Annotated in this window: 27 protein-coding genes, 1 tRNA gene and 1 pseudogene; 9 read left to right on the forward strand and 20 right to left on the reverse strand. The window is 67.8% G+C overall.

The genetic code is table 11. The features are described 5' to 3' along the window. Window positions 1–40: 40 nt before the first annotated feature. Genes C491_RS00235 through C491_RS00245 form a run of 3 tightly spaced genes read right to left on the reverse strand, consistent with a single transcriptional unit; the run spans window position 41 to window position 6,816 of the window. Entirely contained in the window at window positions 41–3,655 is a 3,615-nt protein-coding gene (locus C491_RS00235; RefSeq protein ID WP_005552858.1) for a UvrD-helicase domain-containing protein, read from the reverse strand. Next, window positions 3,648–4,658 (reverse strand): PD-(D/E)XK nuclease family protein, encoded by a 1,011-nt coding sequence (locus C491_RS00240; RefSeq protein WP_005552859.1) that lies wholly within the window; start codon window positions 4,656–4,658, stop codon window positions 3,648–3,650. Before C491_RS00240 ends, C491_RS00235 begins: the two co-directional genes overlap by 8 nt. Beyond that, window positions 4,651–6,816, reverse strand: a complete 2,166-nt coding sequence (locus C491_RS00245) for a PD-(D/E)XK nuclease family protein (protein WP_005552860.1) — start codon at window positions 6,814–6,816, stop codon at window positions 4,651–4,653. The genes C491_RS00240 and C491_RS00245 overlap by 8 nt, the downstream gene beginning before the upstream one ends. Before the next feature lie 106 nt (window positions 6,817–6,922). Between C491_RS00245 and C491_RS00250 the strand changes: the two genes are divergently transcribed. Both C491_RS00250 and C491_RS00255 read left to right on the forward strand, forming a co-directional pair. Then, the gene (locus C491_RS00250; RefSeq protein WP_005552861.1) at window positions 6,923–7,327 is read left to right on the forward strand and encodes a CBS domain-containing protein; all 405 of its coding nucleotides are present in this window, start codon (window positions 6,923–6,925) and stop codon (window positions 7,325–7,327) included. A 471-nt stretch (window positions 7,328–7,798) separates the two neighbouring features. Beyond that, window positions 7,799–8,029: a hypothetical protein gene (locus C491_RS00255; RefSeq protein WP_005552862.1), complete on the forward strand. Its 231-nt coding sequence runs from the start codon at window positions 7,799–7,801 to the stop codon at window positions 8,027–8,029. A 63-nt stretch (window positions 8,030–8,092) separates the two neighbouring features. Here the strand turns inward: C491_RS00255 and C491_RS24335 are convergent. The 9 genes and pseudogenes from C491_RS24335 to C491_RS00295 form a co-directional block, all read right to left on the reverse strand. Continuing rightward, a pseudogene (locus C491_RS24335) lies at window positions 8,093–8,194 on the reverse strand (DUF7692 domain-containing protein); the annotation flags it as partial. A gap of 40 nt (window positions 8,195–8,234) precedes the next feature. After that, window positions 8,235–8,306 (reverse strand) — tRNA-Ala (locus C491_RS00260). A gap of 120 nt (window positions 8,307–8,426) precedes the next feature. Then, entirely contained in the window at window positions 8,427–9,086 is a 660-nt protein-coding gene (locus tag C491_RS00265) for a rhomboid family intramembrane serine protease (RefSeq protein ID WP_005552863.1), read from the reverse strand. 108 nt (window positions 9,087–9,194) lie between these two features. Further along, window positions 9,195–9,503, reverse strand: coding sequence for a 30S ribosomal protein S10 (rpsJ, locus tag C491_RS00270; protein ID WP_005552865.1), 309 nt, complete (start codon window positions 9,501–9,503; stop codon window positions 9,195–9,197). Further along, on the reverse strand, window positions 9,504–10,766 hold the full coding sequence (gene tuf / locus C491_RS00275; protein ID WP_005552866.1) for a translation elongation factor EF-1 subunit alpha: 1,263 nt from the start codon (window positions 10,764–10,766) through the stop codon (window positions 9,504–9,506). It abuts the gene before it with no gap. Between the two features lie 218 nt (window positions 10,767–10,984). Beyond that, window positions 10,985–11,932 (reverse strand): homoserine dehydrogenase, encoded by a 948-nt coding sequence (locus C491_RS00280; RefSeq protein ID WP_005552867.1) that lies wholly within the window; start codon window positions 11,930–11,932, stop codon window positions 10,985–10,987. After that, a complete protein-coding gene (locus tag C491_RS00285; RefSeq protein ID WP_005552869.1) occupies window positions 11,932–12,498 on the reverse strand; it encodes a hypothetical protein in 567 nt (188 codons plus the stop codon). Before C491_RS00285 ends, C491_RS00280 begins: the two co-directional genes overlap by 1 nt. Before the next feature lie 135 nt (window positions 12,499–12,633). Then, on the reverse strand, window positions 12,634–12,996 hold the full coding sequence (locus C491_RS00290) for a NifU family protein (protein ID WP_049891344.1): 363 nt from the start codon (window positions 12,994–12,996) through the stop codon (window positions 12,634–12,636). A 357-nt stretch (window positions 12,997–13,353) separates the two neighbouring features. Continuing rightward, entirely contained in the window at window positions 13,354–14,331 is a 978-nt protein-coding gene (locus C491_RS00295) for an ROK family protein (RefSeq protein WP_005552871.1), read from the reverse strand. 115 nt (window positions 14,332–14,446) lie between these two features. Between C491_RS00295 and C491_RS00300 the strand changes: the two genes are divergently transcribed. After that, the gene (locus tag C491_RS00300) at window positions 14,447–14,899 is read left to right on the forward strand and encodes a hypothetical protein (RefSeq protein WP_005552873.1); all 453 of its coding nucleotides are present in this window, start codon (window positions 14,447–14,449) and stop codon (window positions 14,897–14,899) included. A 13-nt stretch (window positions 14,900–14,912) separates the two neighbouring features. Here C491_RS00300 and C491_RS00305 read toward each other — a convergent pair whose 3' ends face one another. Together C491_RS00305 and C491_RS00310 are read right to left on the reverse strand one after the other, a co-directional pair. Further along, on the reverse strand, window positions 14,913–15,377 hold the full coding sequence (locus C491_RS00305; protein WP_005552875.1) for a universal stress protein: 465 nt from the start codon (window positions 15,375–15,377) through the stop codon (window positions 14,913–14,915). A gap of 156 nt (window positions 15,378–15,533) precedes the next feature. Next, window positions 15,534–16,001 (reverse strand): universal stress protein, encoded by a 468-nt coding sequence (locus C491_RS00310; RefSeq protein WP_005552877.1) that lies wholly within the window; start codon window positions 15,999–16,001, stop codon window positions 15,534–15,536. Between the two features lie 110 nt (window positions 16,002–16,111). Here C491_RS00310 and C491_RS00315 point away from each other — a divergent pair, with 110 nt between their 5' ends. From C491_RS00315 to C491_RS00335, 5 genes are all read left to right on the forward strand, one after another. Beyond that, complete coding sequence (locus C491_RS00315; RefSeq protein ID WP_005552879.1) at window positions 16,112–16,852, forward strand: SDR family NAD(P)-dependent oxidoreductase; 741 nt, start codon at window positions 16,112–16,114, stop codon at window positions 16,850–16,852. Between the two features lie 262 nt (window positions 16,853–17,114). Next, on the forward strand, window positions 17,115–17,804 hold the full coding sequence (locus tag C491_RS00320; RefSeq protein WP_049891345.1) for a YqjF family protein: 690 nt from the start codon (window positions 17,115–17,117) through the stop codon (window positions 17,802–17,804). Window positions 17,805–17,937: 133 nt separating this feature from the next. Continuing rightward, complete coding sequence (locus C491_RS00325) at window positions 17,938–18,438, forward strand: MOSC domain-containing protein (RefSeq protein ID WP_005552883.1); 501 nt, start codon at window positions 17,938–17,940, stop codon at window positions 18,436–18,438. A gap of 109 nt (window positions 18,439–18,547) precedes the next feature. Then, window positions 18,548–19,345 (forward strand): YqcI/YcgG family protein, encoded by a 798-nt coding sequence (locus C491_RS00330; RefSeq protein ID WP_005552884.1) that lies wholly within the window; start codon window positions 18,548–18,550, stop codon window positions 19,343–19,345. Beyond that, a complete protein-coding gene (locus C491_RS00335) occupies window positions 19,342–19,944 on the forward strand; it encodes a cysteine hydrolase family protein (protein ID WP_005552885.1) in 603 nt (200 codons plus the stop codon). The genes C491_RS00330 and C491_RS00335 overlap by 4 nt, the downstream gene beginning before the upstream one ends. Window positions 19,945–20,000: 56 nt before the next feature. Here the strand turns inward: C491_RS00335 and C491_RS00340 are convergent, their stop codons facing one another. The 3 genes from C491_RS00340 to C491_RS23055 form a co-directional block, all read right to left on the reverse strand. Further along, on the reverse strand, window positions 20,001–20,816 hold the full coding sequence (locus C491_RS00340) for a ZIP family metal transporter (protein ID WP_005552886.1): 816 nt from the start codon (window positions 20,814–20,816) through the stop codon (window positions 20,001–20,003). Window positions 20,817–20,873: 57 nt separating this feature from the next. Next, a complete protein-coding gene (locus tag C491_RS00345; RefSeq protein ID WP_005552887.1) occupies window positions 20,874–22,145 on the reverse strand; it encodes a digeranylgeranylglycerophospholipid reductase in 1,272 nt (423 codons plus the stop codon). 144 nt (window positions 22,146–22,289) lie between these two features. Further along, window positions 22,290–22,439 (reverse strand): DUF7557 family protein, encoded by a 150-nt coding sequence (locus tag C491_RS23055; protein ID WP_005552888.1) that lies wholly within the window; start codon window positions 22,437–22,439, stop codon window positions 22,290–22,292. A 146-nt stretch (window positions 22,440–22,585) separates the two neighbouring features. Between C491_RS23055 and C491_RS00350 the strand changes: the two genes are divergently transcribed. After that, window positions 22,586–22,828, forward strand: coding sequence for a hypothetical protein (locus C491_RS00350; RefSeq protein ID WP_005552889.1), 243 nt, complete (start codon window positions 22,586–22,588; stop codon window positions 22,826–22,828). Window positions 22,829–22,889: 61 nt separating this feature from the next. Here C491_RS00350 and C491_RS00355 read toward each other — a convergent pair whose 3' ends face one another. The 3 genes from C491_RS00355 to C491_RS00360 all read right to left on the reverse strand — a co-directional run bounded on the left by C491_RS00355 (window position 22,890) and on the right by C491_RS00360 (window position 24,987). Continuing rightward, on the reverse strand, window positions 22,890–24,014 hold the full coding sequence (locus C491_RS00355; protein WP_005552891.1) for a right-handed parallel beta-helix repeat-containing protein: 1,125 nt from the start codon (window positions 24,012–24,014) through the stop codon (window positions 22,890–22,892). A 271-nt stretch (window positions 24,015–24,285) separates the two neighbouring features. Further along, complete coding sequence (locus C491_RS23060; protein WP_169331720.1) at window positions 24,286–24,450, reverse strand: hypothetical protein; 165 nt, start codon at window positions 24,448–24,450, stop codon at window positions 24,286–24,288. 42 nt (window positions 24,451–24,492) lie between these two features. After that, window positions 24,493–24,987 carry a hypothetical protein gene (locus C491_RS00360; RefSeq protein WP_005552892.1) on the reverse strand — a complete coding sequence of 165 codons (495 nt, stop codon included), beginning with the start codon at window positions 24,985–24,987 and terminating at the stop codon, window positions 24,493–24,495. Window positions 24,988–25,136: the final 149 nt, after the last annotated feature.

Raw genomic sequence — 25,136 nt, forward strand, 5'->3', positions numbered from 1 at the left:
GTTCCGTAGTCACGCCGGTAAGTCGGTACAGCGGTCCGTCTCAGTCGTCGTCCGCGGCGACGTCGGGCACGTACTCCGCGGGCGCACAGCCCAGCGACCGGTGGGCGCAGTGACGACAGTGCTCTCCGGGCGTCGTCTCCCGATAGGAGGGGTCGTCGACGCCCTCGAGAGTCTCGCGGACCGACTCCCAGGACGGCAGCGCCTCGGGCTCGAACAGGTCGATCCGCGGGCCGTCGACGCCGCCGACGTAGACGTAGCCGACGGCCGCGATCGGCTCGTCGAATCGACTGTCGCAGGCGCGGGCGTACAGCGCGAGCTGGGTCGCCTTTCCGGGGTCGATCCGGGTCGCGGTCGCCTTGTAGTCGAGGACCGCGAGCCCGCCGCCCGCGGAGTCGGGCAGTCGCCGGATCGTGTCGACGTAACCGACGACGTCGCCGTCGATCCCGGCGACGTCGGCGAGAGCGAACGGCAGCTCCGCCGCGAGCGTCTCCCAGTCGGCGATCGGCGAGTCGACCCCCGGTGCGGTCGCCTCGAAGTATCGATCGACGCAGGCCAGCACCGCCTCGCGGTGTTCGAGCAGGTCCCGGGCGGTCAGCTGGCGGACCGCGGCCTCGCGCCAGTCGGCCCACGTCTCGTACCCGCGGTGGAAGGCCTCCTCGGCGACGTCGTGGAACACCGAGCCGACGACCCGCGGGGCCGCGCTCGACTCGTCGGTTCCGTCCTCGCTGGTTAGCGGGTCGTCGATCGCCCGCACGACGTGCTCGAGGTAGTGTTTCCGAGCGCAGGCCTCGTAGCTCTCCATGGCCGTGTAGCTGTGGCGCATCGCGACCGGGAGCCGGCCGTCGCCGGAGAGTGCCTCGAGCGGGAACCGGCTCGTCTCGGCCGAGAGCGCCCCGGCCCGTCGTTCCCTCGGCGCCCGGATCGACGGCTCCCCGCTCGAGGCGTCGGCCGCCGGAAGCAGCGTTCCGTTCCGCAGCAGCCGGCCGAGCTCGTGGACGGTCTCGATCGCCTCTCGGGTCTCGAGGGGTTCGACGGACCGGTCCTCGTAGCCGGCGTAGTAGGTGATCGTCCCCGGGCGCTCGTCGGCCGCGACGGCGAGCTCGTCGGTTCGGTCGACCACGCTACGGGGATAGGTCTCCCGGACCGACTCGAAGCTCTCGGACAGGGTCGACCACAGCTCCATGCGCTCGCCGGCGACCGACCACTCGATGGCGGGATCGAGACAGGCGTCTGCGGTGGAGACCGCCAGCTCACCCTCGTCGCCGTCGTAGTCGTACTCGCTCCCGAAGACGAACAGGTGGTTCTCCGCCCGCGTGAGCGCGACGTGGAGCACCCGCCACTCCTCGCCGACCGTCTCGGCCGCGATGTCGGCACACAGCGGCGAGGCGACGTCGTCCTCGAGCGTCGCCGCGAGCAGCCGGGTGCGGGCGCGACGGGCGTAGTCGTGCTCGACGCACCACTCCTCGTCGGAGAGGTAGGGGACGAGAACGGTGTCGAACTCCAGGCCCTTCGCCTGGTGGACCGTCATCACGTCGACGCGATCGTCCGAGCTGGTTCCCCTGTCGCGTTCGGCGCTCCCGCCCCGCAGCGTCGCCTCGAGAGCGTCGACGAACTCCGTCGAGAGCGTGCGGACCACGCTCTCGGCGTCGTAGCGCTCGACGAAGCGGTCGATCCGCTCGAGCTGGCGTCGTTCCTCGTTCGTGAGGAACCACTCGAGACGGGTGAGGTCGCGGAGCCTGGTGAGCAGTCCCGACAGCGGGTAGACGTCCCGGAGCGACGCGAGGCGCTCGAGGTGAGTGCGGGCCCGCCCGAGTTCGGTCGTCGCCTCGAGGTCGTCGGCGTCGACGTCGAAGACGGCGTCATACAGCGATCCCGACCGGCTCTGGAGGGTCGCGAGGTCGGTCTCGGGGAGCCGGTAGCGGTAGAGCAACACCCGGCGAAGGTGGACGTCGGCGTCGGGCTCGACCAACACCCGGAGGTACGACAGCAGCGTCCGGATACCGGGGGAGATCTCGCCCCGGGGCGAGCCCGAGATCTCGTGGGGGATCTGTCGGTCGCGAAGCTCGTCGGCGACGAGGCGGGCGTGTCGGTTGGTCCGGACGATCACGGCGATATCCCCGAGCGATCGTTCGGGAACGTTCTCGCAGGCGCCGTTGAGCAGCCGCGAGACGGTGGTCGCGACCTGCTCGGCCGTCGGGTCGTCGATCTCGTCGCTCTCGACTTTGACGACCCGATCCGAAGGGTTCTCGCAGTCGTAGGTTCCGGGCTCGCGACCGTCCTCGCGCAGCGTCTTCGAGCCGTCGGCGTACGCACAGCGGTTGGTCAGCTCGAGGATCTCCTGGCGCGACCGGAAGTTGAGCTCGAGTTCGATCCCCGCGTGGTCGTCGTAGCGCTCGGCGAGGCGGTCGAGTCCCCGGCGATCGGTGCCCCGCCAGCCGTATATCGCTTGGTCCTTGTCCCCGATCGCGAGCAGGTCGGGCCGATCGGGTCCGTCGGTGAGTTCGGCAATGAGCTCGAACTGCGTCGCGTCGGTGTCCTGGAACTCGTCGCAGTAGACCTGCTCCCACTGGCCGGTGATCTCGTCGGCGACGGCGTCGTCGGTCAGCAGGTCGGTCGCGGTGCGAACCAGCTCGTCGAAGTCGAACGAGCGCTCGTGCTCGAGGGTCGCGTGGTAGTCGGCGTACACCTCGGTGTAGTGGCGGGCCAGCCGGAGGAACTCGACGTAGTGTTTCAGCCGGCCGAACGGGGTCTGTTCGATCCGTTCGGTTCCCGTTCCGCCGATCCGGTTGCCGAACAGCGCCCGCGGCAGCTGTTTCGTCGTCGGCTCCTCGAGGGAGAGCGCCTCGTAGGCGTTGGTCACACAGCGCTGGAGGATCCGCAGGTAGGCGTCGATATCCCGGACGACGTCGTCCTCGCGGAACGCCGCGGGCGCCTCGGCGATCTTCTCCCGGCAGTAGCTGATGAGCGTGCCGTACTCGACGAGCCCCTCACGGGCCGCGTCGAGGTGTTCCTCCCGGTTGAAGTACCGGAGCGCCTCGTTGTCGAAGGAGAGCTCCGCCTCGGCCCGTCGCTCGAGCCAGTGGACGAATTCCTGGCAGAGCTCGAGGGTTCGGGTTTCGGGAAGCCGCGCCCGGAGGTCGTCGGGGGTGACGTCCTCCCGGCTCATCGTCGCCACGAAGCGATCGACCGCGTCAGCCAGGTCGGTCGGCGAGCCGTCGCCGACGCTGGTCGCCGCGAACGCGTACTCCCGTTCGGCGAGGAGCCGGCCGACAATCCGGCGACGCTTCCGTTCGGTCACCACCTCGAACTCCGGGGAGTAGCCGAGGTAGTAGGCGTACTCCCGGACGAGCCGGTGACACAGCGAGTGATACGTCGAGACGGTGATCGCGGCCGCAACCTCGGGCTCGAGGCGCTCGGCGACGGCCTCGCGGATGCTCGCGGCGGCCTCGTTGGCGAAGGTGACGACGAGCACGTCCTCGGGATCGACGGCGCCGCGTTCGATCGCCCGCTCGATCCGCATGAGCATCGTCGTCGTCTTCCCCGTTCCGGCGCCCGCGTCGACGGACGTACAGGCTCGATCGCTCTCGATGACCGCTCGCTGGCTGCCGCGGGGCTCGAGCGCCTCGAAGTCGTCTGGCGGGGTCGAGCTATCCATCGAAGCGCACCTCCGCGGCGAGGCGGTCCTGGCAGCCCACGGCGTACTCGCAGTCGGGACACGACTCGGTTGCGATCTCGTCCCACCGCGGGGTCGGATCGAACGACCCCGAGAGGACGTCGCTCGCGACGTCGACGAGCCGCGAGTCGATCGTCTCGTTGCGGTGTTCGTGCGTCATCGCGTAGGTGTGATGATCGATGTAGACGTCGGTGAGGTCGGTGGGCTCGACAGTTGCGTCGACGGTATCTTGGACCCAGTTGACCGCGGTTCGGTGCCGATCGGCGAGAGGAACCTGCATGTACCGGCAGGTCTTCGCCTCGAGGTCGAGCCGTTCCCGGAGCCGGCGGAGCCCGTCGACGACGACGCTCGTCTCGAGCAGGGCGCCGACCGCCCGCGGTTCGAAGACCTCACTTCCGGAATCGAAGTGGTCGACGAACAGCGCGGCGACGTCGCCCTCCCAGTCCGAGCGATACCGCAGTAGTCCGAGCGGGGCGAGCGTCGGGACGAAGTTGACCCCGACGAGGCTCGCCTCCTCGAGGGTGACGTAGTCGACGGTCGCGTCGATCCGGACCCGTTCGCGGTCGCTTTCCTCCGGCAGCGACCGCGCGCTCGCGAGCGGAAGCGCGGGCCCGACGAGTTCGGTCGCGGACGCCTCGAGGCGCTCGATTCCGGCTGCGTGGTCGGTGCCGACCGCCTCGAGGTATCCCTCGAGGACCGCATCCAGAACCGCCCGCTCGTGGTTCCGCTGGCTCCGCGAGTGGAACGGCTCGTCGTGGCCGGCCCACAGCTCCGAGAGCCGCTTTTCGGCGATCTCCTCGAGTCGCTCCCAATCGGTCGCGCCGGAGCGCAGCGCCGTACAGATCGCCTCCCGAAGGAGGTCGACCCGATCGCGCGAGGCGTCGTCGGTCTCGCCCTCGAGCCCGTGAACGTGTGCGAACTCGTAGCGTCGGGGACAGTGCAGGTACGTCTCGAGGCCGTCGGCCGTCAGCGTCGGCTCACTCATTGCGAATCACCTCGCCCGCCGCGAACTCGAACTGCGAGCGGATCGCTTCCGCGAGTACGGGGTCGAGATCGTCGTCGGCGAGCAGCAGGGCGATCTCCTCGAACAGCTCCTCGGTCTCGCCGAGGTCGGCCTGCCCCCCGGTGCTCGCCTCCCGGAGGACGCGCTCGAGCTCCCCGCGAGGCTGTGCGAGCAGCGCCTCGGTCGCGGCCGCTTCGCCGCGGATCCGCGCCGTGTCGGCGTCGGCGTCCGCGAGAGAGAGTCCCGGTGTGTCGGCGACGAGCTGCAGGTAGCGCGACTCCTCGTAGGTTCGTCGGAGCCCGCCCGAACCCCGCTCGTACGAACAGCAGTACAGCCGCGACCGGGCCGCGCGGGTGGCCAGCGCGAGCCGACGCCGCGAGCGCTGAGCGTGGTAGGCGTCGAAGGGGTCGGTCACCTCGCTCGGGTCCGCGACGGGCGTGAACGTGTGGGCGACCGTCTCCGGGGAGGGATCCGTCACGGCGGGGTAGTTCGGCATCGACTCGAGCCACGCCCGCGGGAACAGCCGCGTGAGGTGTCCGTCGCCGGGGTAGTGATCGTCGAGCAGGTCGAGCAGGAAGACGGCCTCCCGGGAGTCGTATTTCAGGTCGTCAGCCGCACAGACGGCGACGCCCCCGGTCGGCGGACGGGTCTCGACCGCGTGGACGTAGGGTGCGTCGTACCGGATCGTTCGACGGAGCATCCGCCGGAGCCCCCGCCAGTCGGGGCCGACCAGATCCGTCTCCTCGACGAAGCCGGCGATCTCGAGCACGCGCTCGACGCTCGCGAACTGTTCGCGGGCGTCGACCCAGGACTCCTCGCGGGCGATCCGTCCCTTGAGGTCCGTACGCTCGATCCAGCGCTCGAGCGAGGTCGCGACGCTCGAATCCGTGCAGGCCTCGAGCAGCGATCGGTCGAACTCCGGAACGCGGGCGCGGAGTCGGGTCGTCGAGTCGTCGTCGTCCTCGAGCGGGCGGGCGCCGCGCTCCCGGCGGGACTGGAGGGTGACGAACGCGTAGAGCTCGTTGACGACGGGGTCTTCCGCGAGCGAGGGTGTGCCGATCGTCGCCGTCGGAATCCCGGCCTCGCGGAGCCGGCGTCTGGTCTCGGGGACGCGTTCGATCCGGGGGACCGCGACCGCGAACTCGTCGTAGGACCACTCGTGGCGATCCCGGAGAGCCTGGATCTCTCGGGCGACGGCCCGGACCTGCTCGCGGGCGGTACGGGTGCGGATCTGTTCGGCGCGTCCGGTCTCGGCCTCGGACGCGGGCTCGCCGACTCCGTCGGTCGTCGGCGCCTCGCCGGTCGCGAGAAACCGCGTGATCGCGCGGTGAGGCGAAGCGTCCTCGTCGCTGGGTTCGAAGGACTCGATCTCGAGATCCGCCTCGCTCGCGATCGACTCGACGGTTCCGGGCTCGACCCCGGTGCGCTCGACGCTGGCGTGGCGCTGGCCGAGACAGACCAGCTCGGCGTCGTCGGTGAGGGCGGCGAGATACCGCCGATCGAGCCGGCGGAACTCCTCGAACTCGACGGCCAGGACGGCGTCGAAGGAGTCGGTGACCCGCCCGCGAACGCCGTCCGCGTCGTCCTCGAGCAGGGAGACCGCCCGCGGAACCACGTCGGCCCGTTCGACGTACCCGCGTTGCTCGAGCACCTCGTGGAAGCGGTCGTTCATCGCGTACAGGAAGGCCAGACAGTCGTGGGGGTCCTCGAGGTCGTCGAGCCGAAGCCGCTGGCGGGTCGCGCCCAGCAGCAGCTGGCCGACGTCGCGGGCGAACCCGTCGCGGTCGGCCGCGCGCTCGAGGTAGTCGGGAACGTCGCGGCTGGCGCCGTCTATCACCAGCGAGATCAGCTCGATCCGCTCCTCGTACTCGAGGCGGTCGAGGGTCGGATCGTACGCCTCGATCGTCTTCGAGGCGTGTTCGGGGAGGGACTCGACGCGGGGCGAGCGGGGCGCGTCGTCGGTGCCGAGCGCCTCGGCGAGTCGGTCGAGGCCTGTCGGGTGTCGCTTGAGCACGAGGACGTTCCGATCTCCGTAGCGTGGGGCCAGCTCCGCGTACAGTTCGGCCGCGGCCGCGAGCGGGTCGCTCTCGGGACCGGGGAGAAGTTTGCAGGAACCGGAGAGGCGGGGCGGCGAAGGCATCAACGGTACCGACTATGTCCGATTCCGTACTTAAATGTGCGCCGTCGGATCGGCACGCGTTGTCCGGTTGGCCAACCCTTATGGGTTACAGTACCAATCGCCTCGTATGGACGATATTTTCGTCGCGCGAGTGATGTCGACCGATCTGCAGATGGTAACGCCGGAAACGCTCGTCGAGGACGCGGGAGAGATAATGCGTGATCACGGAGTCGGGTCGGTCATCGTCGTCGACGAGGAGAACCGGCTCGAGGGGATCCTGACGACGACCGACTTCGTCGACATCGTCGCCGAGAGCCAGCCGAAAGCCGAGACCTCCGTTTCGCGGTACATGACCACGGACGTCACTACGACCGACGCCCAGGCGGGGATCCGTGACGCTGCGGATCTCATGGTCGAACACGGCTTTCACCACCTTCCCGTCGTCGACGACGAGGAGGGCGTCATCGGTATCGTGACGACGACGGACCTGACCGCCTACCTCTCGCGGGTGCAGTCGCCGAGTCCCGCGTAATCGTACCGTTCTGGGGTCCTGCGCCTTCGAGGCGTGTCTCGCTTGCGGACGGATCCGGGTAGCGCCGCAACTCTCGTCGGTCGTTCCCATTGTGGATCGCTCGAGGAGTTCACGGTACGAGCTTCGGAGCCGGTACGGAATCGAGACGTATCCTCGAGGGTCGCAAGTACTGTGAGGCAGCCTCGACGCGCTGACGGCGGTCGAAATCACCTCGAGCGCGTCGGAGACGCTGGCAATATTTGACAAGCAACTACCGTTTATCATTCTCGCAACCAGAGATGGGAACGGTCCCGGCGTCAGAGACACGTAGTTCTCTCCTCCACCCACCAGCACGGGGATCCGTCCCCGCTGTCCTCAAGCCTCGAGCCGCTGCCGTCCCGCGAACGGAGCCGACGACTGCACTCGAGCGATTGCCGCCCGTTTTGCCAGTGTCCTTGGATTGATACGTGTCGGCGGTGCAGGAGGACGACGATGGGCGACGGTGATCACCGAACCGGCAAAACGGGGAGTATCGAGGTCGAATTCGAACTCGAGTGGGGCGATCGGCGGGGGGAGACGCTGGTCCGAACCTTCGAACGCGTGACGATCCTCGAGTCGGGGTGGCTCCGAGGGAACGAGCCCGCGGACGGGTGTGGCGTGCGGTACTATCCGTCCGAGAAGGTGTTGGATATTCGCTCGAATGAGTTTGTAGAGCTCGAGTGAGCGGGCAGGAGAGGTTTTAGCGTTGCTCGAGGTGAGGTGTCCGAGCTCGGGGATCCGGCGAGCAACGCGGATGATGCGCGATATGTCGCCGTAGGTGTTCACCATCGCCTTGGTTCTATTACAGTCGTAGAACGTGGTCGCTCGTTCGATCGTGTCTCGTCGATGGGCACAACCGTCTTTAGACTTCTGAGCCGCGCAAGAAGCATGGACTCGCTGGGATTTGAACCCAGGGCCTCTTCCTTGCGAAGGAAGCGATCTACCACTGATCTACGAGCCCGCGACCGTTTCTACCCGTGGTTTCTACTTGTAGCTTGCGTTTCGGAAACGACGTGGGCCGCGAGCACACGCGACGGCCTTCGAGTCCACCTCCCACAACCGACCTCGAGCCCAACCCCGATCACGCCGTCGAACCAGCTCGAGCCCTCCGCGAGCCCACGTCCAGAACGCCGGCCCGGCCAGCGAGCAGGCCGAGCAGGAAGCCCGTGAAGTGGGCGATCAGGGCGACGCCGGGGGCGCCCGTCGCGATCGTGATCACGGCCGCGAGGACGACGAAGACGGCCACGGCGGCCCACCGGGGGATCTCGACGACCGACGCGAACGCATCCGAGAGGCGGTTGCCGGCGATCAGGTAGCCCGCCAGCGCGAACACCGCGCCGCTGGCGCCGAGCACTGCGGTCGGGTCGCCGACGCCGATCGAGGCGAAGAAGCTGCTCGTCACCACCTGCGTGATTCCGGCGAGCGCCCCCGTCACGAGGAAGAACGTGTGAAAGCGCAGCCGCGTCGTCGCGCGGGCGATCGGCCAGCCGAACAGCACGAGCCCGACGCTGTTCGAGAGCAGGTGGCCGAGCCCGCTGTGGGCGTAGACGCTAGTGATGATCGTCCAGGGGTTTACGGTCAGGGGCGGCCCGAGGACGAACAGCCCGGCCATCAACCCGGCGCTGATAGCTGCGGTGATGGTCTGGGCGACGAGCACGACCACGAAGATCACCAGCACCTCGAGGATGGGACTCCCGGAGCGGGAGTCAGTATCGGAGCTGCGGCGCGAGCGGGTCACCATACTCCCGATATGGGTTACGTTAGTAAAAGTTCACGCGGCCTACACTCGCCTGCTGTGACAGCACCGTGGCTATCGGGGCGCGAAAAAACGGAAAATCCGCGGTCGAGATCAGTCCTCGAGGACGATCTCGATCGAAACGTCGTTCGGCACCTGGATGCGCATGAGCTGGCGGAGTGCGCGTTCGTCGGCGTCCAGATCGATCAGGCGCTTGTGGACGCGCATCTCCCAGTGCTCCCACGTCGCGGTGCCCTCGCCGTCAGGCGACTTCCGGGTCGGCACCTCGAGGGTCTTCGTCGGCAGCGGGATCGGACCGCTCAGGTTGACGCCGGTGTTGCTCGCGATCTCGCGGACGTCGTCACAGATGTCGTCCAGATCCTCTGGACTGGTGCCCGCGAGTCGAACGCGTGCCTGCTGCATTTATTCGTTGACCTCGAGGACCTTGCCGGCCGCGATGGTCTGACCCATGTCACGGATGGCGAAGCTCCCGAGTTCGGGAATCTTGCTGGACGGCTCGATGCTGAGGGGCTTCTGTGGTCGGATGGTGACCACAGCAGCGTCACCCGACTGGATGAAGTCGGGGTTCTCCTCGGCGACCTCGCCGCTTGCGGGGTCCATCTTCTTGTCGATGGATTCGATGGTACAGGCGACCTGGGCCGTGTGGGCGTGGAAGACCGGCGTGTAGCCGGCCGTGATGACCGAGGGGTGCTGCATGACGACGACCTGGGCCTGGAACGTCTCGGCGACGCTTGGCGGGTCCTCGGCGGGGCCACAGACGTCACCGCGGCGGATGTCGTCCTTGCCGATGCCGCGGACGTTGAATCCGACGTTGTCACCGGGCTCGGCCTTGGGGACCTCCTCGTGGTGCATCTCGATCGTCTTCACTTCGCCGCCCACGTCGCTGGGCTGGAAGGAGACGTCGTCGCCGATGTTCATGATACCGGTCTCGATACGTCCGACTGGGACGGTACCGATGCCGGAGATCGTGTAAACGTCCTGGATTGGGAGTCGAAGCGGCGCGTCCGTCGGTGGCTCCGGCTCCGGCAGGTCGTTCAGGGCCTCGAGCAGGGTACGACCGTCGTACCACGACGTGTTCTCGGAGGCTTCGGCGATGTTGTCGCCCTCGAACGCCGAGATCGGGATGAACGAGGCGCCGTCGGTCTGGAACTGAACCTGCTTGAGCAGCTGGTTGACTTCCTCGACGACCTCGTCGAAGGTGTCCTCCTTGTAGTCGATGACGTCCATCTTGTTGACGCCGATGATCAGCTCGTCGATACCCAGGGTGCGGGCCAGGAAGACGTGCTCCTGGGTCTGGGGTGCGACGCCGTCGTCAGCAGCGACGACGAGGACGGCGTTGTCGGCCTGGCTTGCGCCAGTGATCATGTTCTTGACGAAGTCGCGGTGACCAGGACAGTCAACGATAGTGAACTCGTACTCTTCGGTCGAGAACTCCTGGTGGGCGATGTCGATAGTGACACCGCGCTCTCGCTCCTCCGCGAGGTTGTCCATGACGTAGGCGAACTCGAAGCCGCCTTTGCCCTTCTCTTCCGCTTCTTCGCGGTGCTGTTCAATGACGTGCTCTGGTACGCTCCCCGTCTCGTAGAGGAGGCGTCCCACGAGCGTACTCTTCCCGTGGTCAACGTGACCGATGATGGCCAGGTTCTGGTGTCGTTTGTCGCTCATTGTTGTAGCTCACGCGCAAAGGCGCTTATGTCGGTATCTTTTGCTCGTTGCGGTTAAAACCATTTCGAAAGCGTATTCGACCGAACCCGACGCCGGCTTGCGGTTTGTGCCTTGTACGCACGGTTTCGATTACCGGACGACGGCGTCGAGGTGAGGGAAGTCAAACCGCCGAACACCGTCGACCGACGATACCGGATGCAGCGGCTCGCAGACGGCGACTACAGCTCCGGGAGTCGGCCGACGTCCGACAGCACCGCCGTCGCGGTCTCGGGACCGCCCGCGCCCCGGCCGCTGTTGTGGAGGCTGCCCGCGTGTTTGGTCTCGAGCTGGACGATGTTTCGCGTCCCCGTCACCGCGAGCGCGCCGTTCTCGGGAACGAGCCGTGGCCCGACGCGGACCCCATCGCGGGAGGCCTCGCCGATGAGTCGGATCGTTCGGCCGTCCTCGGCCGCGAGCTCGAGCGCGCTGCCGGGAATGTCCTGGATCCCCTCGACGGTCGCGTCCTCGAGCGAGAACCCGCCGTCGGCCAGCACGTTCGCGAGGATGACGAACTTCAGCGCGGCGTCGGTGCCGTCGACGTCGAAGGTGGGATCGGCTTCCGCCACGCCGAGGTCCTGGGCCTCCGCGAGCACGTGCTCGTAATCGAGCCCCTCCGCGGCCATGCGCGTGAGGATGAAGTTCGCGGTGCCGTTGAGCACGCCTCGGGCCGCCGTCACCGCCTGGGGCGTACAGTCCTCGATCGTCGACAGCACCGGGATGGCGCCGCCGACGGTCGCCTCGAAGCGGATCGAGCCCGCGCTGTCGGCCTCGAGCGCGCGCAGCTCCTCGTAGCGCTCGGCGACGGGTCCCTTGTTCGCTAACACGACGTGGTGGTCGGTCTCGAGCGCGCGCTCGACGTGGGTGAAGCCGGGCTCGGCGTCGCCCAGCGTCGTCGGCGTCGCCTCGACGAGGACGTCGTAGTCGGTCTCGAAGAGCGTCGCGGGGTCGGCGGTGCCGACGGACTCACCGCCAGCCTTGCGCTCGAGGGCGCCCTCGACGTCGATCCCGTCGGCGTCGACCGACGCGCCGCTCGAGTCGGCGATCGCGACGACCTCGTGACCGTACTCACCTGCGAGGTCGGCGACCGATCGACCGACGTCGCCGGCCCCGACGATAGCGAGTCGCATCAGGCCTCACCTCCGAGCAGCGGCTCGACGACGGTCAGCTGCTTGTCGGTGCCGATCGCGCGGATCGCCTCGAAGACCTGCTTGGCGCGGCCGGAGTCGATCGCGAGCCGGAGTCGCGCGCTCGCGGTCGCGTTCGTCCCCTCGGGGGCCGCGAGCGAGAGGTCCTTGACGACCGCGTCGGCCTCGCTCTCGACCCGGGAGAGCGTCTCCGAGAGGTCGGTCTCGACGAGGTCCCCGACTAAAACGACCGAGAGCTCCTCGCCGTAGTGTTCCGCGCCGGCCTGAATCACGTTGATGCCGGCGTCTCGCAGCGCGTCGACGATCCCGTCGAAGCGCTCGGGCGGGCTCTCGAGGTCGACCTCGACGGGGATGTGGCCCCGCGGCGTGATGTTGCCGCGCTCGTGGTGGATGCTCAGGAGATTGCCGCCGTTGGCCGAGATCGGCTCGAGCGCGCGGAGCAACTCGCCGGGCTCGTCGACCAGCTCGAGGCGGACGGTGTAGGCGCGTACGCCGCCGTCGGTCTCGGGTTCCTCCTCGTCGGACTCGGGCTCGGGCACGTCAGCCATCGTCGTCACCTCCGAACTGTGGGCGTCCAGGCGTCGTCATACTCTGTGACTCCGTAATGGGCGTGTAAAAGGATATAGGACTTCCCAAAACTCTCCGGGCGTGTCAACAGCCGCCACGGCCGCTCGAGATCGGACTCAGAGGTGGTCTTCGCCGGGGTTCGAGGAGCCCCAGTCGCCCCGTCCACCCTCGGTGCGGTCGACCCCCATGATCGACTCGGCCTGGTCCGGGCCGCCGAGGCTCTCGCGGGCGTCCGGAATGCGAACCGTGACCTCGTCGATCTCGGACCACGTGATCAGTTCGGCCTCGATGTTGCTCGTCGTGATGTCGCCGACCGAGCATCCCTTGCAGCCGCCGCCGAGTTCGATGATGACCTCGCCGTCGTCGGGGTCGGCCTTTCGGACCGCGCTGGTCCCCCCGTGCATCTGGATGATCGGCATCTCGCGCGTGAGCCACGCCTCGACTCGGTCTTTGAGCGGGTCGTCCTCGGAGTCAGTCATCGCCCGACCTAGGGACTCGAGCGATGAATAGGTTTGGCCCGAAACCTTCACGATCGTTCGATACAGCGCCGACGGACCGGTTCCAGTTCGGAGACGCTCAGCGGGTCGAACGTCACTCCGCGTGGCCGCGTCGCCCGCGATCCGCGATGAGCGGACGCCGAGGGGACTCGCGGCCGGAGGGTGGTCCTCGATGTCCCTCGAGGGAACGAACGCTGCGGTTCGGTGAGATTTCGAACCGAGAGTGGAACGACACGGCTGGCGGCTCGAGCGCGCGAGAAAACTGCTGACGCGATCCTCGGCACGCGGGCCGATGGCCCACGGGTGCGCCGGACCGGAGTCGACGGACAACGGCCGGTATCAGCTTCGCATTCGCTGTCTGTCGCCCGTCCCCTCGGTCAGGGCACTGGCGATCGCTCCCTCGAGGACGACGTCGTCGCCGTGGTCGGTGACCCGGATCTCGGGAACGTTGTTCAACAGCATCCCCGAGACGCGTTCGCGGATCGGGTCGACGACCAGCTCCTCGTTGTGCAGGGCGACGGCGCCCCCGAAGGAGACGACGATCGGCGCGAACGACTGGACGACGTTCGTGACACCGATCGCGTTCCAGTGGGCGAGCTGCTCGATGGTGTAGTCGGCCAGCTCGTCCTCGCCGGCCAGCTCGAAGACGTCCTTCGCGGTGAACTCGGGACTCTCGAGGGGGAGTTCCGTCGAGACGGTCGGATCGTCGTCGGCCAGCAGCCGCACGAAGTCGGGAATGCCGTTGCCCGAGCAGTAGGCCTCCCAGTGGCCGTCGTGGCCACAGCCACAGGTCAGCCGCCCCCGGGGGTCGACGACGCAGTGGCCGACCTCGCCGACGTTGCCGTCCCAGCCGGCCAGTATCTCGCCGTCACAGCAGACGCCGGCGCCGACGCCCGACGAGAGCGTGATGTAGACCATGTCGTCGGGGTTGCGCGCGGCGTGGAACCGCTCGCCGATGACGCCCGCGGCGGTGTCGTTGTGGAGGTGGACCTCGTCGCTGTCGATGAGCTTCTCGATGGGACCCGTCAGCGGGATGCGGTCGATCGAGTCGGGCAGGTTCGCCGGATCGATCACCGCCCCTTCCGCGAGGTCGAACGGACCGATCGAGCCGATGCCCGCGGCGGCGATCTCCTCGGGTGCGACCCCGGCGTCGCCACACGCCTCGCGAAGCGTTCGAAGAACCCCCTCGGTGACGTCGATCCCGGTGGGACCCCGCGGCGTCCCGTTGCGACTAATGCCGATCGTCGTCGCGTCGTCGGTCGCGACGGCCGCCCGGACGTTCGTCGCGCCGAGGTCGACGCCCGCGTAGTAGACCATACTACAGCAGAGCACGGTCGTCGTACTTAACTACCGGTATCTTCACTCGGCACCGAGTAGCGACCGAACCACGCTCGGACGCCACAGGTATGACACGTGAGAACATAGAAGACGTATGGCAACCGACGAGTACGACTCCGATCCGGTGCCGGGTGCGGCGCTCACCGAGGCGGAGCTCGAGGCGCTCCACGAGGTCGAACTCGGCCTCGAGTGGCTCCAGCGCGCCCAGGGCTGTCTGCTCGAGTTCCACCACGCGACGGGCCACGGGATGGACCACCTCGACGACGCCGAACGGCTGCTCAGAGCCGGCGGACACGACGAACTCGCCGACGTGATCCGAACGACGCTGCTCCCCCACGGCGTCGTCGACGGCGACCGCTGGTCGTACGACGTTCTCGAGGACTTTCAGGGGACGCTGCTGGCCGAGACGGCCGCGCTCGAGGCTCGCGTCCGGCGGGAGCTAGTCGACGGCCGGCGCCACGTTCCCGAGCGGCGACAGGAACGACGGTGGAAGGAGCGAGCGGACCGGGATGCGCCGACAGAACGGACCGCGGACGAGGACGAGTAGTCGCCCGCTTCGCTTACTCCATCACGTCGAGATCCCGATAGTAGGTGACCGGACAGGGCGCGGCGAGGATGATCTCCTGGGAGACCGACCCGAGCACCGCCTTCTCCGCGGGAGAGCGTCGACGTCCGCCGACAATAAGCCGATCGGCGTCGACCGCCCGCGCCAGTTCGACGACCTCGGTGCCGACGTCGCCGAGCGCCCCGCGGACCTCGGTCTCGACCCCCGCGGCCGAGAGGCGCTCCTCGAGGTCGGGAACCGGCGGCCGGCGGGCCGCGACCGCGGTGGGGTCGACGTCCTCGACGCGCTCGTCGAAGCCCAGGTTCTCGCGGAACTCCTCGTACTCCGCCTCGGTGAAGGCGTGGCCGATCACGACGGTCGCCTCGAGCGGGGCCGCGATCTCGAGGACGGTCTCGGCGAGCTCCTCGGCCCGGACGGTGTCCATCGGCCCGACCGCGAGCAGGACGGTATCGATAGCCATGTGAGTACGTGACGGTGCTATCTGCTTAACTATTCCCGATCCCGCAACGGGTGGCGCAGCCAAGCGCTCCAGGAACCACCCCGGCGTAATCGACGGACCGCGAGAGCGATGAGTCGGACTCCAAGCGGTGGTCGATCGGCGTTTCGGCCGAGGGACTCAGTCGCCGTTCTCCTCGTCTCCGCGGACGAACGTCACCGGACACGGCGAGGAGAGCAGGACCTCCTGAGCCGTCGAGCCGAAGACGGCCTTCCCGGTTGGCGAGCGACGGCGACCGCCGACGACGACCCGGTCGGCGGCGACCCCGGTCGCCAGCTCGACGATCGTCGAGCCGTGGTCGCCGATGTCGCCGCGGATGTCGTAATCGACGTCCGCCTCGTCGAACTTCCGGCGCAGGTCTCTAATCGTCGAGTGCCGAGAGGCGACCTCGTCTGGACGGACCTGGCCACTCCCGTCGTCCATCTCGAGGTTCTCGAGCACCTCGTTGTACTCGTCCTGGGTGAAGATGTGGGCCAGAACGACCGTCGCGTTCGCGGGCTGTGCGACTTCGATCACCGTCTCCGCGAGCTCGTCGGTTCGGTCGGCGTCGCCCGGACCGACGGCGAGGAGAATCGTTTGTAACGTCATACCGTCCCTATGTCTCGGTGCCGACTTAAATTCGGGAGTTCCGGGGCTGGTTCTGCGCGCTGATAACCGGTTCCGGGTCGCTTTTCTCCGCTGTTGCCGACGAACGGAGTATGAACGATCCCGACCTTTCGGACCGAACCGTCCTCGTCACTGGTAGCGCGCGGGGCGTCGGCCGCGAACTCCTGCTCGCGACCGCCGACTGCGGGGCAAAAACGGCGGTGCACTACCACACTAGCGCCGACGCCGCCCGTGAGGTCGCCGAGGAAGCCCGCGACCGGGGCGCGCCCGAGGCGATGACCGTCCAGGGCGACGTCACCGACCCCGAGAGCGTCGACGGACTGTTCGCGGCCGTCGAGGCCGAGCTCGGCGACGTCGACGTCCTCGTGAACAACGTCGGCGACTTCGCGCCCGCCCACTGGGAGGAGATCGAGTTCGAGCGCTGGAACCGGGTGCTCGAGACCAACCTCAACGGAACCGCCCTCTGTTCGAAGCGCGCGCTCCCGGCGATGCGGGAGGCCGACTACGCTCGGATCGTCAACGTCGGCTACGCCTCCTCCGAGAAGGGCCTGGTGAGCCCCAAGAACTTCCCCTATTTCGTCGCGAAGGCAGGCGTGTTGATGTTCACTCGGATGCTCGCTGCCGACACCCAGGACGACGGGATCACCGTCAACGCCGTCTCGCCGTACGTCGTCGAGAACTCCGACGAGTTCCCGGAGGACCTCCCGCGGGACCGCCCCGCGAGCTTCGAGGACCTGGTTAACCCACTGCTGTTCTTCCTCGATCCCGACAGCGGGTACGTCAGCGGCGAAAATATCGAGGTCGACGGCGGCTGGCTGCCCGAGGACGTGTAGCGACACGAGCGGCCGAACCGCGGCGCAAGGCGCCGCGGATTTTTTGGGCTTTTGCTGAGCGAAGCGAAGCAACGGTCAGCGAGAGCCTACGCTCTCGCCGGACAGATTTTTTGCGAGGAGCGGTCGCTCGCCGAGCGAGCGCCCCGACGACGTAAAAAGGTGGGTGTAGAATATCGAAGTCGACGGCGGCTGGCTGCCCGAGGACGTGTAGGCACTCGTTTCCGGCGCGAGCTTTTTCGGTGTGCTCGTCGCGGAAGTCGGTATGACACTCCCGGTCGCGATGGGGTGGCGCCACCTCCTGTTCGCGAGCTGGCCGGTCGCGCCCGCCGTCGTCGACGCCCGTCTTCCGGACGGTCTCGAGCCCGACACCTACGACGGGCGCGCGTGGCTCTCGATCGTTCCGTACCGCAACGTCGCCGTCCGTCCCCGCGGCGCGCCCGCGAGGCTGGGCTTCGGGCTTCCCGAACTCAACCTCCGGACCTACGTTCGTCGGGATGGGGAGTCGGGAGTCTACTTCTTCAGCCTCGACGCCGACGGCCTCCTCGGCGTCCTCGCCGCCCGGCTCACCCACCGCCTGCCGTACTACAACGCGCGCATCGAGATGCGGTTGGGGTCGAGACAAGTCTCGTTCGCGAGCGAGCGCCGCCACCCGGGCGCGACCCCGGTCCGGTTCGCGTGTCGATACGAACCCGTGGGCGAGCCGTTCGCGCCGAACCCCGACTCGCTCGCGGCGTTTCTCACCGAGCGCTACCGGTACTACACGACGGGACGTCGGGGCGAACTCCGCTCCGCCGACCTCGTCCACGAGCCCTGGTCGCTCCGGCCGGCAACGGTCGCCCTCGAGACGAACACGCTCTTCGAGGCCAACGGCTTCGATGCCCCGGCGACGTCCCCGGTCTGTTACTACAGCCCAGGGGTCGACGTCGTCTCCTCGAGAAACCGACCCCGCTGAGACGGGCTACTGAAAGTCAGTGCCTGAGGGCCGAAACCCGCCCTGCGGTCGATCCCGTAACCCAGGACAGCGGACCGTACGAACCCGGGCGGGAAGCGATCGATATACCTCGACGGCGTCCCTGTAGACGCCCGTGACTACTACCGGACAGCTCCGTGGAATCCACGTCGCTCCCGAGCAGGGGGCGCCGACGAGATCGATCGAGACGGCTCGAGCGCTCGCCGGGCGAGGGCTCGAGGGCGACCGCTACTGTCTCGCCGACCCCGAGACGGACGACCAGTCCGACGATCGTGCGGGAGGCACGTTCGCCGACCGCGACGGCAGCGACCTCACGCTCATCGAGACGGAGGCGCTCGCGGCCGTCGAGCGAGACTACGACATCGCGCTCGAGCCCGGCGTCCACCGGCGCAACCTGACGACGGAGGGGGTCGCGCTGAACCACCTCGACGGCGAACGGTTCAGGGTCGGCGACGTCGTCTGCGAGGGCGTCGAACTCTGTGAGCCCTGCTCGTACCTCGAGCGCCACCTCGCCGAAGACGGAGTCCGCGAGGCGCTGGTCCACCGCGGCGGGCTCCGAGCGCGGATTCTCGAGGGTGGCGTCCTGACAGTCGGGGATCGGCTCGAGAGGCACTGAGCGTCGGCGAGCATTCGAGGGGAGATCCCGCGGGCTCGCACACGTTCGCCCGTTCAAACGGCGGTGGCAACATAAACGTACATTGCCGCGCAGTCCCAGGATTCGCGTAATGAACGAGCCCGGCGTCCAGTCGCTGATGGACCAGGAGACGCTCGACGAACGGGTGCGAGCCGGCGACGCTCCGGCGTGGGTCGAAGCGCACTGGCGGTCGTTCCAGGAGGGGTTGCTCGGCGAACGGAACGGGACGCCGTTTCCCTGCTTCTTCGGCGCGGAGTCGGTCCAGCAGGGCGAGCCGCTGTACACCGCGGTGCCGTCGACGTCCGACGCCGACGCCCTGTTGACCCTGCGCGATCGGATCCTCGAGTACCTCGAAATCTACCGCGAGCACTCGCCGCGGGCCTCGCTGGTCACCTTCTTCAAACCGCCCGCGGAGCCCCTCTCTGAGCGGGAGTACCACGAGACGCTGTGGCACATTCTGCAGACGCTGCACTGCCACGATCCCGAGCCCTGGCCCGAGGAGATCCCGACGGACCCCGACGACGAGCGCTGGGAGTTCTGTCTGGGCGGCGAGCCGATGTTTCCGACCTGTCGGGCGCCGTTCTACGACGACCGCAAGAGCCGGTACTGCCCGATCGGGCTCGAGGTGACGTTCCAGCCCCGCGCGCTGTTCGAGAACCTCGGCGTGACGGCCGACACCCACGCCGGCCAGCAGGCCCGCGACGTGATCCAGGACCGCCTCGAGGGGTACGACGGCGTCTGCCCCCACGCGGACCTGGGCGACTGGGGCGTCGAGGGCGACCGCGAGTGGCCCCAGTACATGCTGACGGCCGACGACGCCCAGTCGCCCGAGGAGTGTCCGATGACGGTCACTCGAGATCATCCGAAACCCGGTGCGCAGTTGCCATGACAGAGAAGGAGGACGATACGGAGCCGGCGCTGATACTGATCGACCTCCAGGAGGGGTTCGGCGACCCGTCGTGGGGAACGCGGAACAACCCCGACGCCGAACGGCGCGCAAGCGAGCTGCTCGAGGCCTGGCGCGAGGCCGACCGCCCGGTCGTCCACGTCCGCCACGACTCGAGCGAACCCGACTCGCCGCTGCGAGGCGACGGGCCGGGCTTTGCGTTCAAAGCCGAGACGGCGCCCGCTGGAGGTGAGGCGACGTTCGAGAAGTCGGTCAACAGCGCCTTTATCGGAACGGGCCTCGAGTCCTGGCTCCGCGAGCGCGGGCTCGAGCGGGTCGTCCTCGTCGGGCTCACGACCGACCACTGCGTCTCGACGACGGCCCGGATGGCCGAGAACCTCGGCTTCGAGCCGACGGTGGTCGCCGACGCGACGGCGACGTTCGACCGGGAGTTCGACGGCGAAGCGTTCGACGCCGAGACGATCCACCGGACGGCGCTGGCCCAGCTNTCGACCGGGAGTTCGACGGCGAAGCGTTCGACGCCGAGACGATCCACCGGACGGCGCTGGCCCAGCTCGAGGGGGAGTTCGCGGCGGTGGTGACGACGGCGGAGCTACTGGACGACGGCGTGTGAGGGCGGTGCGCTCGAGGAGCCGGGTCAGACAGTGCCGATCCCCTCGGCCGCCACGATGATCGCGAGCGTAGCGACGAAGCCGACGAGCGCGCCTCCGAGGAGTTCGGGTCGGCCGCGGTTCTCGAGGTCGGCGCCCGCGTCGACGCCGGCGGGGAGGAACTCGACGACCACGAGGTACAGTAGGGCGCCGGCCGCAACGCCGAAGCTCAGCGCCAGCAGCCCCTCGAAGGTCGTGACGAAGACGTAGGCGACGACGGCGCCGATCGGCTGTGGCAGTCCGGAGAAGACGGCCCAGCCGACGACCTTCCAGCGATCCATCCCGTAGGCGATCAGCGGGATCGCGATCGCCAGCCCCTCCGGAACGTTCAGGATCGAGATCGCGATCGCCATGAACACGGCCAGCGAGGGGAGCGCGAGCCCCGCGATCTCGACGACCCCGTCGGTCGGATCGGCGAACGAGACGCCGACGGCGATCCCCTCCGGGATGCTGTGAACCGTCAGCACCGCCACGGTGAGGACGACCGTCCGGGTATCGACGTCGGAGACGGCGTTCGGCGCGAACTCGTAGCCGTCGATGGCGCGGTCGGCGAGAGCGACGAACCCGATCCCGACGAGCGCGCCGAGCGCAACGGGACCAACGCCGCCGGCGGCGAGCCCCTCCGCGAGCAGGCCGAACGCGGTCGCCGACAGCAGGATTCCGGTTGCGATACCCCAGAGGACGACGAGCCAGCGGTCGCGGATCTCCTCGAGGACGAAAAACGGGAGCACGCCGAGCCCGGTGGCGAGACCGGTGACGAGCCCGACGACGAACACGAGCGAGAGATCGGAGAGCGGTGACATCGGGCGGGAGGGAGTACGGACGCGGGCGGTGGACTTAGGCGGACAGCCGGCAGCGAGTTACTGTCGGAGTTTGTCGACGAGCGGAAGGTCGGGGAGGTCGACGCCGAACTGTTGGCGTGCGAACCTCGCGAGCATCGGGATGTCGTTGGCGCTCAGCAGCTTTCGGATGGCGAGCGGACTCCCGTTGTTTGCCCGCGCCAGCGTCTCCTCGTCGAGACGCTCGAGATCGGCCATGAACTCGTCGTACCGATCGTTGTCCGCGAGGTAGAGCAGCCGGGTCATCAGCTGTCGCTTCCTGACGTTCGGTGCGACCTTCTTGTGCCACAGCGAGTCGTACACCTCGAGGTTCTCGGCCGTGGGCTCGACGTTGCCGTGTTTGAGACAGCTGTCCGTGGCGGCTGCGGCCATCCGGCCGGACTGCATACAGGTGTGAATCCCCTCACCCCACAGCGGATCGATCGACGGAACCGTGTCGCCGATCGCCAGGAAACGGTCGGTGTGCATCTGCCCCGGCGGCTGGATGTGAGCCGAACCGCGGTGTTGCTTGCCCTCGATGCGTTCGGCGTTCCGGAACCGGGGATCGGTGTCGAGCCAGTGTGAGAGGTAGTCGTCGACGGTGAAGTCGTCCCGAGCGTACGTGCTGTGGCTGCCGTTCTGGATGTAGCAGATGCCGACCTTCGCGGTGTCCTCGCCGGTGTGGAAGATCCAGGAGTAGCCCCCGGGCGCGAGGTTGTGGTCGAGTCGCAGCATCATCGCGTCGTGGAGGTCGGCGAAGCCGGGGCGGTCGATCTCGATCCCCTCGAGTTCGTACTCGATACCGATGGCGTGGTTGTCGCGTTCCAGCTCGCTAACGCCGAGCTTCTTGGCGATCGGCGCGGCCGGTCCCGTCGCGTCGACGACGACCTCGGCGTACACCTCCTCGTCGCCGTTGTAGGTGACGCCGACGGGTTCGCCGTTCTCGACGATCGGCGCGGTGGCGCGTGCGTCGAAGCGGTACTCTACGCCCTCCTCCCGGCCGTCCTCGACGAGAAACCGCTTGAAATCCGCAAACTCGAGAACGGCACCGGGCTGGCTCTGGACGTAGTGCTCGGTCGGCGACTCGAGGACGACCTTGTCGGTGTACTGCATCACGACGTCGTCCGGGATCCCGAAGGAGGCCATCATGGAGGGGAACGTGCCCGCGGTGGACTTGTTGCTCTGGCGCGGGAACTCGTCTTCCGCCTCCGTTTCGAGGACGACGACGTCGTAGCCCCGGATCGCGAGGTCGCGAGCACACTGGGCACCGGCCGGTCCGGCCCCGGCGACGACTACATCGTAACGCTCGTTCATAGTGCTGAAACTGTCTCGCCCCCTAATGAGTTTGTCCAAGCAGTTGCGTCCCCGGCCAGCCAACGGAACCACGATGGGACGGCGAGGACGACGTGGTTCGGGATGCTCAGCGCCGTTCGAGCGACTCGTCGGCGCCGAGGACCCTCACTCGCTGTATCCTTCCTGCATGAACGTCCCCTCGGTCTCGTAGATCGAGACCAGCTCCTCGACGAGTTCCTCGAGGGACTGGCCCTCGTCGCAGTGACTGTCGAGTCGGTCCTTGAGGTCGTCGCTGATCTCGAGGGTGTGAGTCATGTGTGATCGTCGGGCGTACTCCGACGCCCGCAGTCAAATAACTCGGGGACGCGTGTGCAGTCGTCGGTGGACGGCGACGGAGCGAGGGGACCCCAGCCGGCACGAGACGGCACCGCGATTATCCCCCCTCACGAGAAAGTCGGCGTATGGTAGCGACACTGTCCGACGACGAAGTTGGGAAGAAAGTGATCGACGCGGAAGGGAAGGAGCTCGGCATCGTCGCGAAGGTCGAGAACGAGCAAGCCTCGGTCGATCCGAACCCGAGCGTCGCGGAGCACCTGCTCGCAAAGATCGGCGTCGAGGGCGAGGACGACGAGGACTACCTCGTCACCGAGAGTATGGTCGACCGAGTCGACGACGACACCATCGTCCTGCAGGGCGACATCTGACGAACGACCCGAGGAACGACTCGAGTCCGTCGACTCGCTGAGGGCGCCGAAGCATCGGGTGTTACCCCCACATCGAGACGGGAACGGAATCGTCGTCCGAACCGAGGACCGGGACGACGTTCTCGTCTCGATCGACGGCCTCGTCAGTCACGGTGACCGAGAACGCCTCGCCCCCGTCGATCGCCAGGTCGTCGAACCGGTTCTCGGCGGAGTCGTCCCTCGCGTAGATCGTCCACTCTCCGTTGTTCTCCGACGCAACGTCGTCGAAGCGGTTCTCGCTGGCCGAGTACAGCCAGATCGCGCTCGGCTCCGCCGCCAGCGGATCGTCGCCGACGGCGTTCGAAACGGTTAGCCCGGCCAGTTCGTTCGCCGACGCGTGTCCGAGCGCAACGCCGGCGAACCCGCTCCGGTCGATATCGAGATCGGAGAGAGCGTTCGCTCGAGCGGAGACGAGCACGACGCCCGCGGTATCCCCGCTCGAGGCGACGGTCGAGAGTTCGTTCCGGTCGGCGCGCTCGAGGACGACGCCATCGCCGTCGTTGCGGCTCACGTCAACCTCGCGAACGGCGTTGTCGTCGGCGTTGACGAGCGCGATCCCGGCGCGACCGTTCCGATCCGCGTCGCTCTTGAGGACGGTACTTTCGGTCGTCGAACGGAGCGCGATTCCGTCCTCGTCGTTTCTTGCGGCCGTCGAGTCGGCGATCGTCGAACCGGTCGCTCGTTCGAGGACGATCCCGACGCCGTTGTCCGTCGCGGTGACGTTCTCGATCGTGGCGTCCGTCACGTTCTGGAGCCACACGCCGACGTACCACCCCGAAACCGTGAGATCTCTCACCGTAACGTTTCGAACCGATTCGTCGGTCCCGATGCCGGGTTCGGACGGCCGAACGCCTTCGTCGGCCGCCTCTCCGGGCCGTCCTTCGGGATCGACGCCGGCTCGAAGCACCGTTCCTCGCCCGTCGATCACGACGTCGTCGGCGCGGATCACCACGCCGCCGAACTCCCGCATCGAGACGTCGTCCGGCAGCGCGTAGACGCCCGGTTCGGTAATCGTCGTCCGCGAGTCGAGTTCCGTGCGGGTATCGCTCCCGGCGGCCGCGGACGCGACCGTCCCCAGCGCCCACCCTGCGGCCGCACCGGCTTTCAGTACCGCTCTGCGCGAAACGGATGGTGTCAGTTCGGTCATCGGACGAGTCACCCTCCGCGCACACGGGACGCAGTAGCATAGATCCCTTCCCCAGCGGGGGCGCATCGGACGACACCGGTGAGGTCGCCGATCGAGCTTCACCGAACCGCGGTCGAACAGGTGATCCGCGGCCGTTGGAGATGCGAGCGGTACGATCGCGAACGGCGGCATCACCCCGCCACCGCACCCGGAAAACGACAACCGCCAGCGGACGGACCCGGCCGGTCTGAACGAGTCGTCGAACGCAGCGGCTCAAGCCGCGCGAGAACCATCAGGACGGATGCTGGTGGCTGAGCCGTTCGGCCACCACGTTCGGTACGGGCGTGTTACAGTCCTTGCACTTCCAGCTCCGGCGCACCCCGCTTCGATCCTCGATCATGTCCTGTCTGAACCGCAGCGTCGCGCCACAGGTGCACCTGTGGGTCGTCGGGGACATACCCGAGCGTTCGGGTGCTCGACTCAAAGATCCACTGGTCGGTTACTCGTCATCGCTGGCCTCGAGCGCGACCTCACAGAGCGTCTCCCGCTCGTCGAAGTACGCGGGCGCGTCGGCCTCGGCCTCGAACTCGACGACCCGGTTCAGCGCCTCCTGCCCCTCGTCGACCTCCGTCTGGAGGTCGGCTGCCAGCTCCGTGTAGCCGGCCGACAGCTCCTGGAACGCCTGGATCCGGGCCTGCTTGGCGTCGACGAGTGCCTGCTTCTCCTCGAGGTCCCGCCCTGCGGCCTCGAGGTCGTCGACGTCGGTCCCGTCGGCGGGCCCGGTCGCCGACGGCGGTCGCTCGGTCCGCGGGGTGTCGTTCGACCGCTCCTCGAGTTCCGAGCGCAACTCGGCCAGCCGCTCGTCGATCTCGTCTAACAGCTCGTTGGCCTCGTCGGTCATCGTCTCGACCCGACCGGACAGCAGACCCGCCTGGGTGTGACAGTACTCGACGAACTCCGAGACCGGCGGGGGCGCTTCGGTATCGTCGCTCATACTCGACCCGTTCGTGCTTCCGACCGAAGTCAGTTCGGCTCCTCCGGTGGTCGAATGTTACCACACCGCGCCGTGTTGGGCTTTCAGACGGGTTAAGTTCCTTCGACCCCTGACTCGGGTATAATGATTCGTCCGTCAGCGCGATCACC

This window comes from Natronococcus amylolyticus DSM 10524, assembly GCF_000337675.1.
Classification (GTDB): domain Archaea; phylum Halobacteriota; class Halobacteria; order Halobacteriales; family Natrialbaceae; genus Natronococcus; species Natronococcus amylolyticus.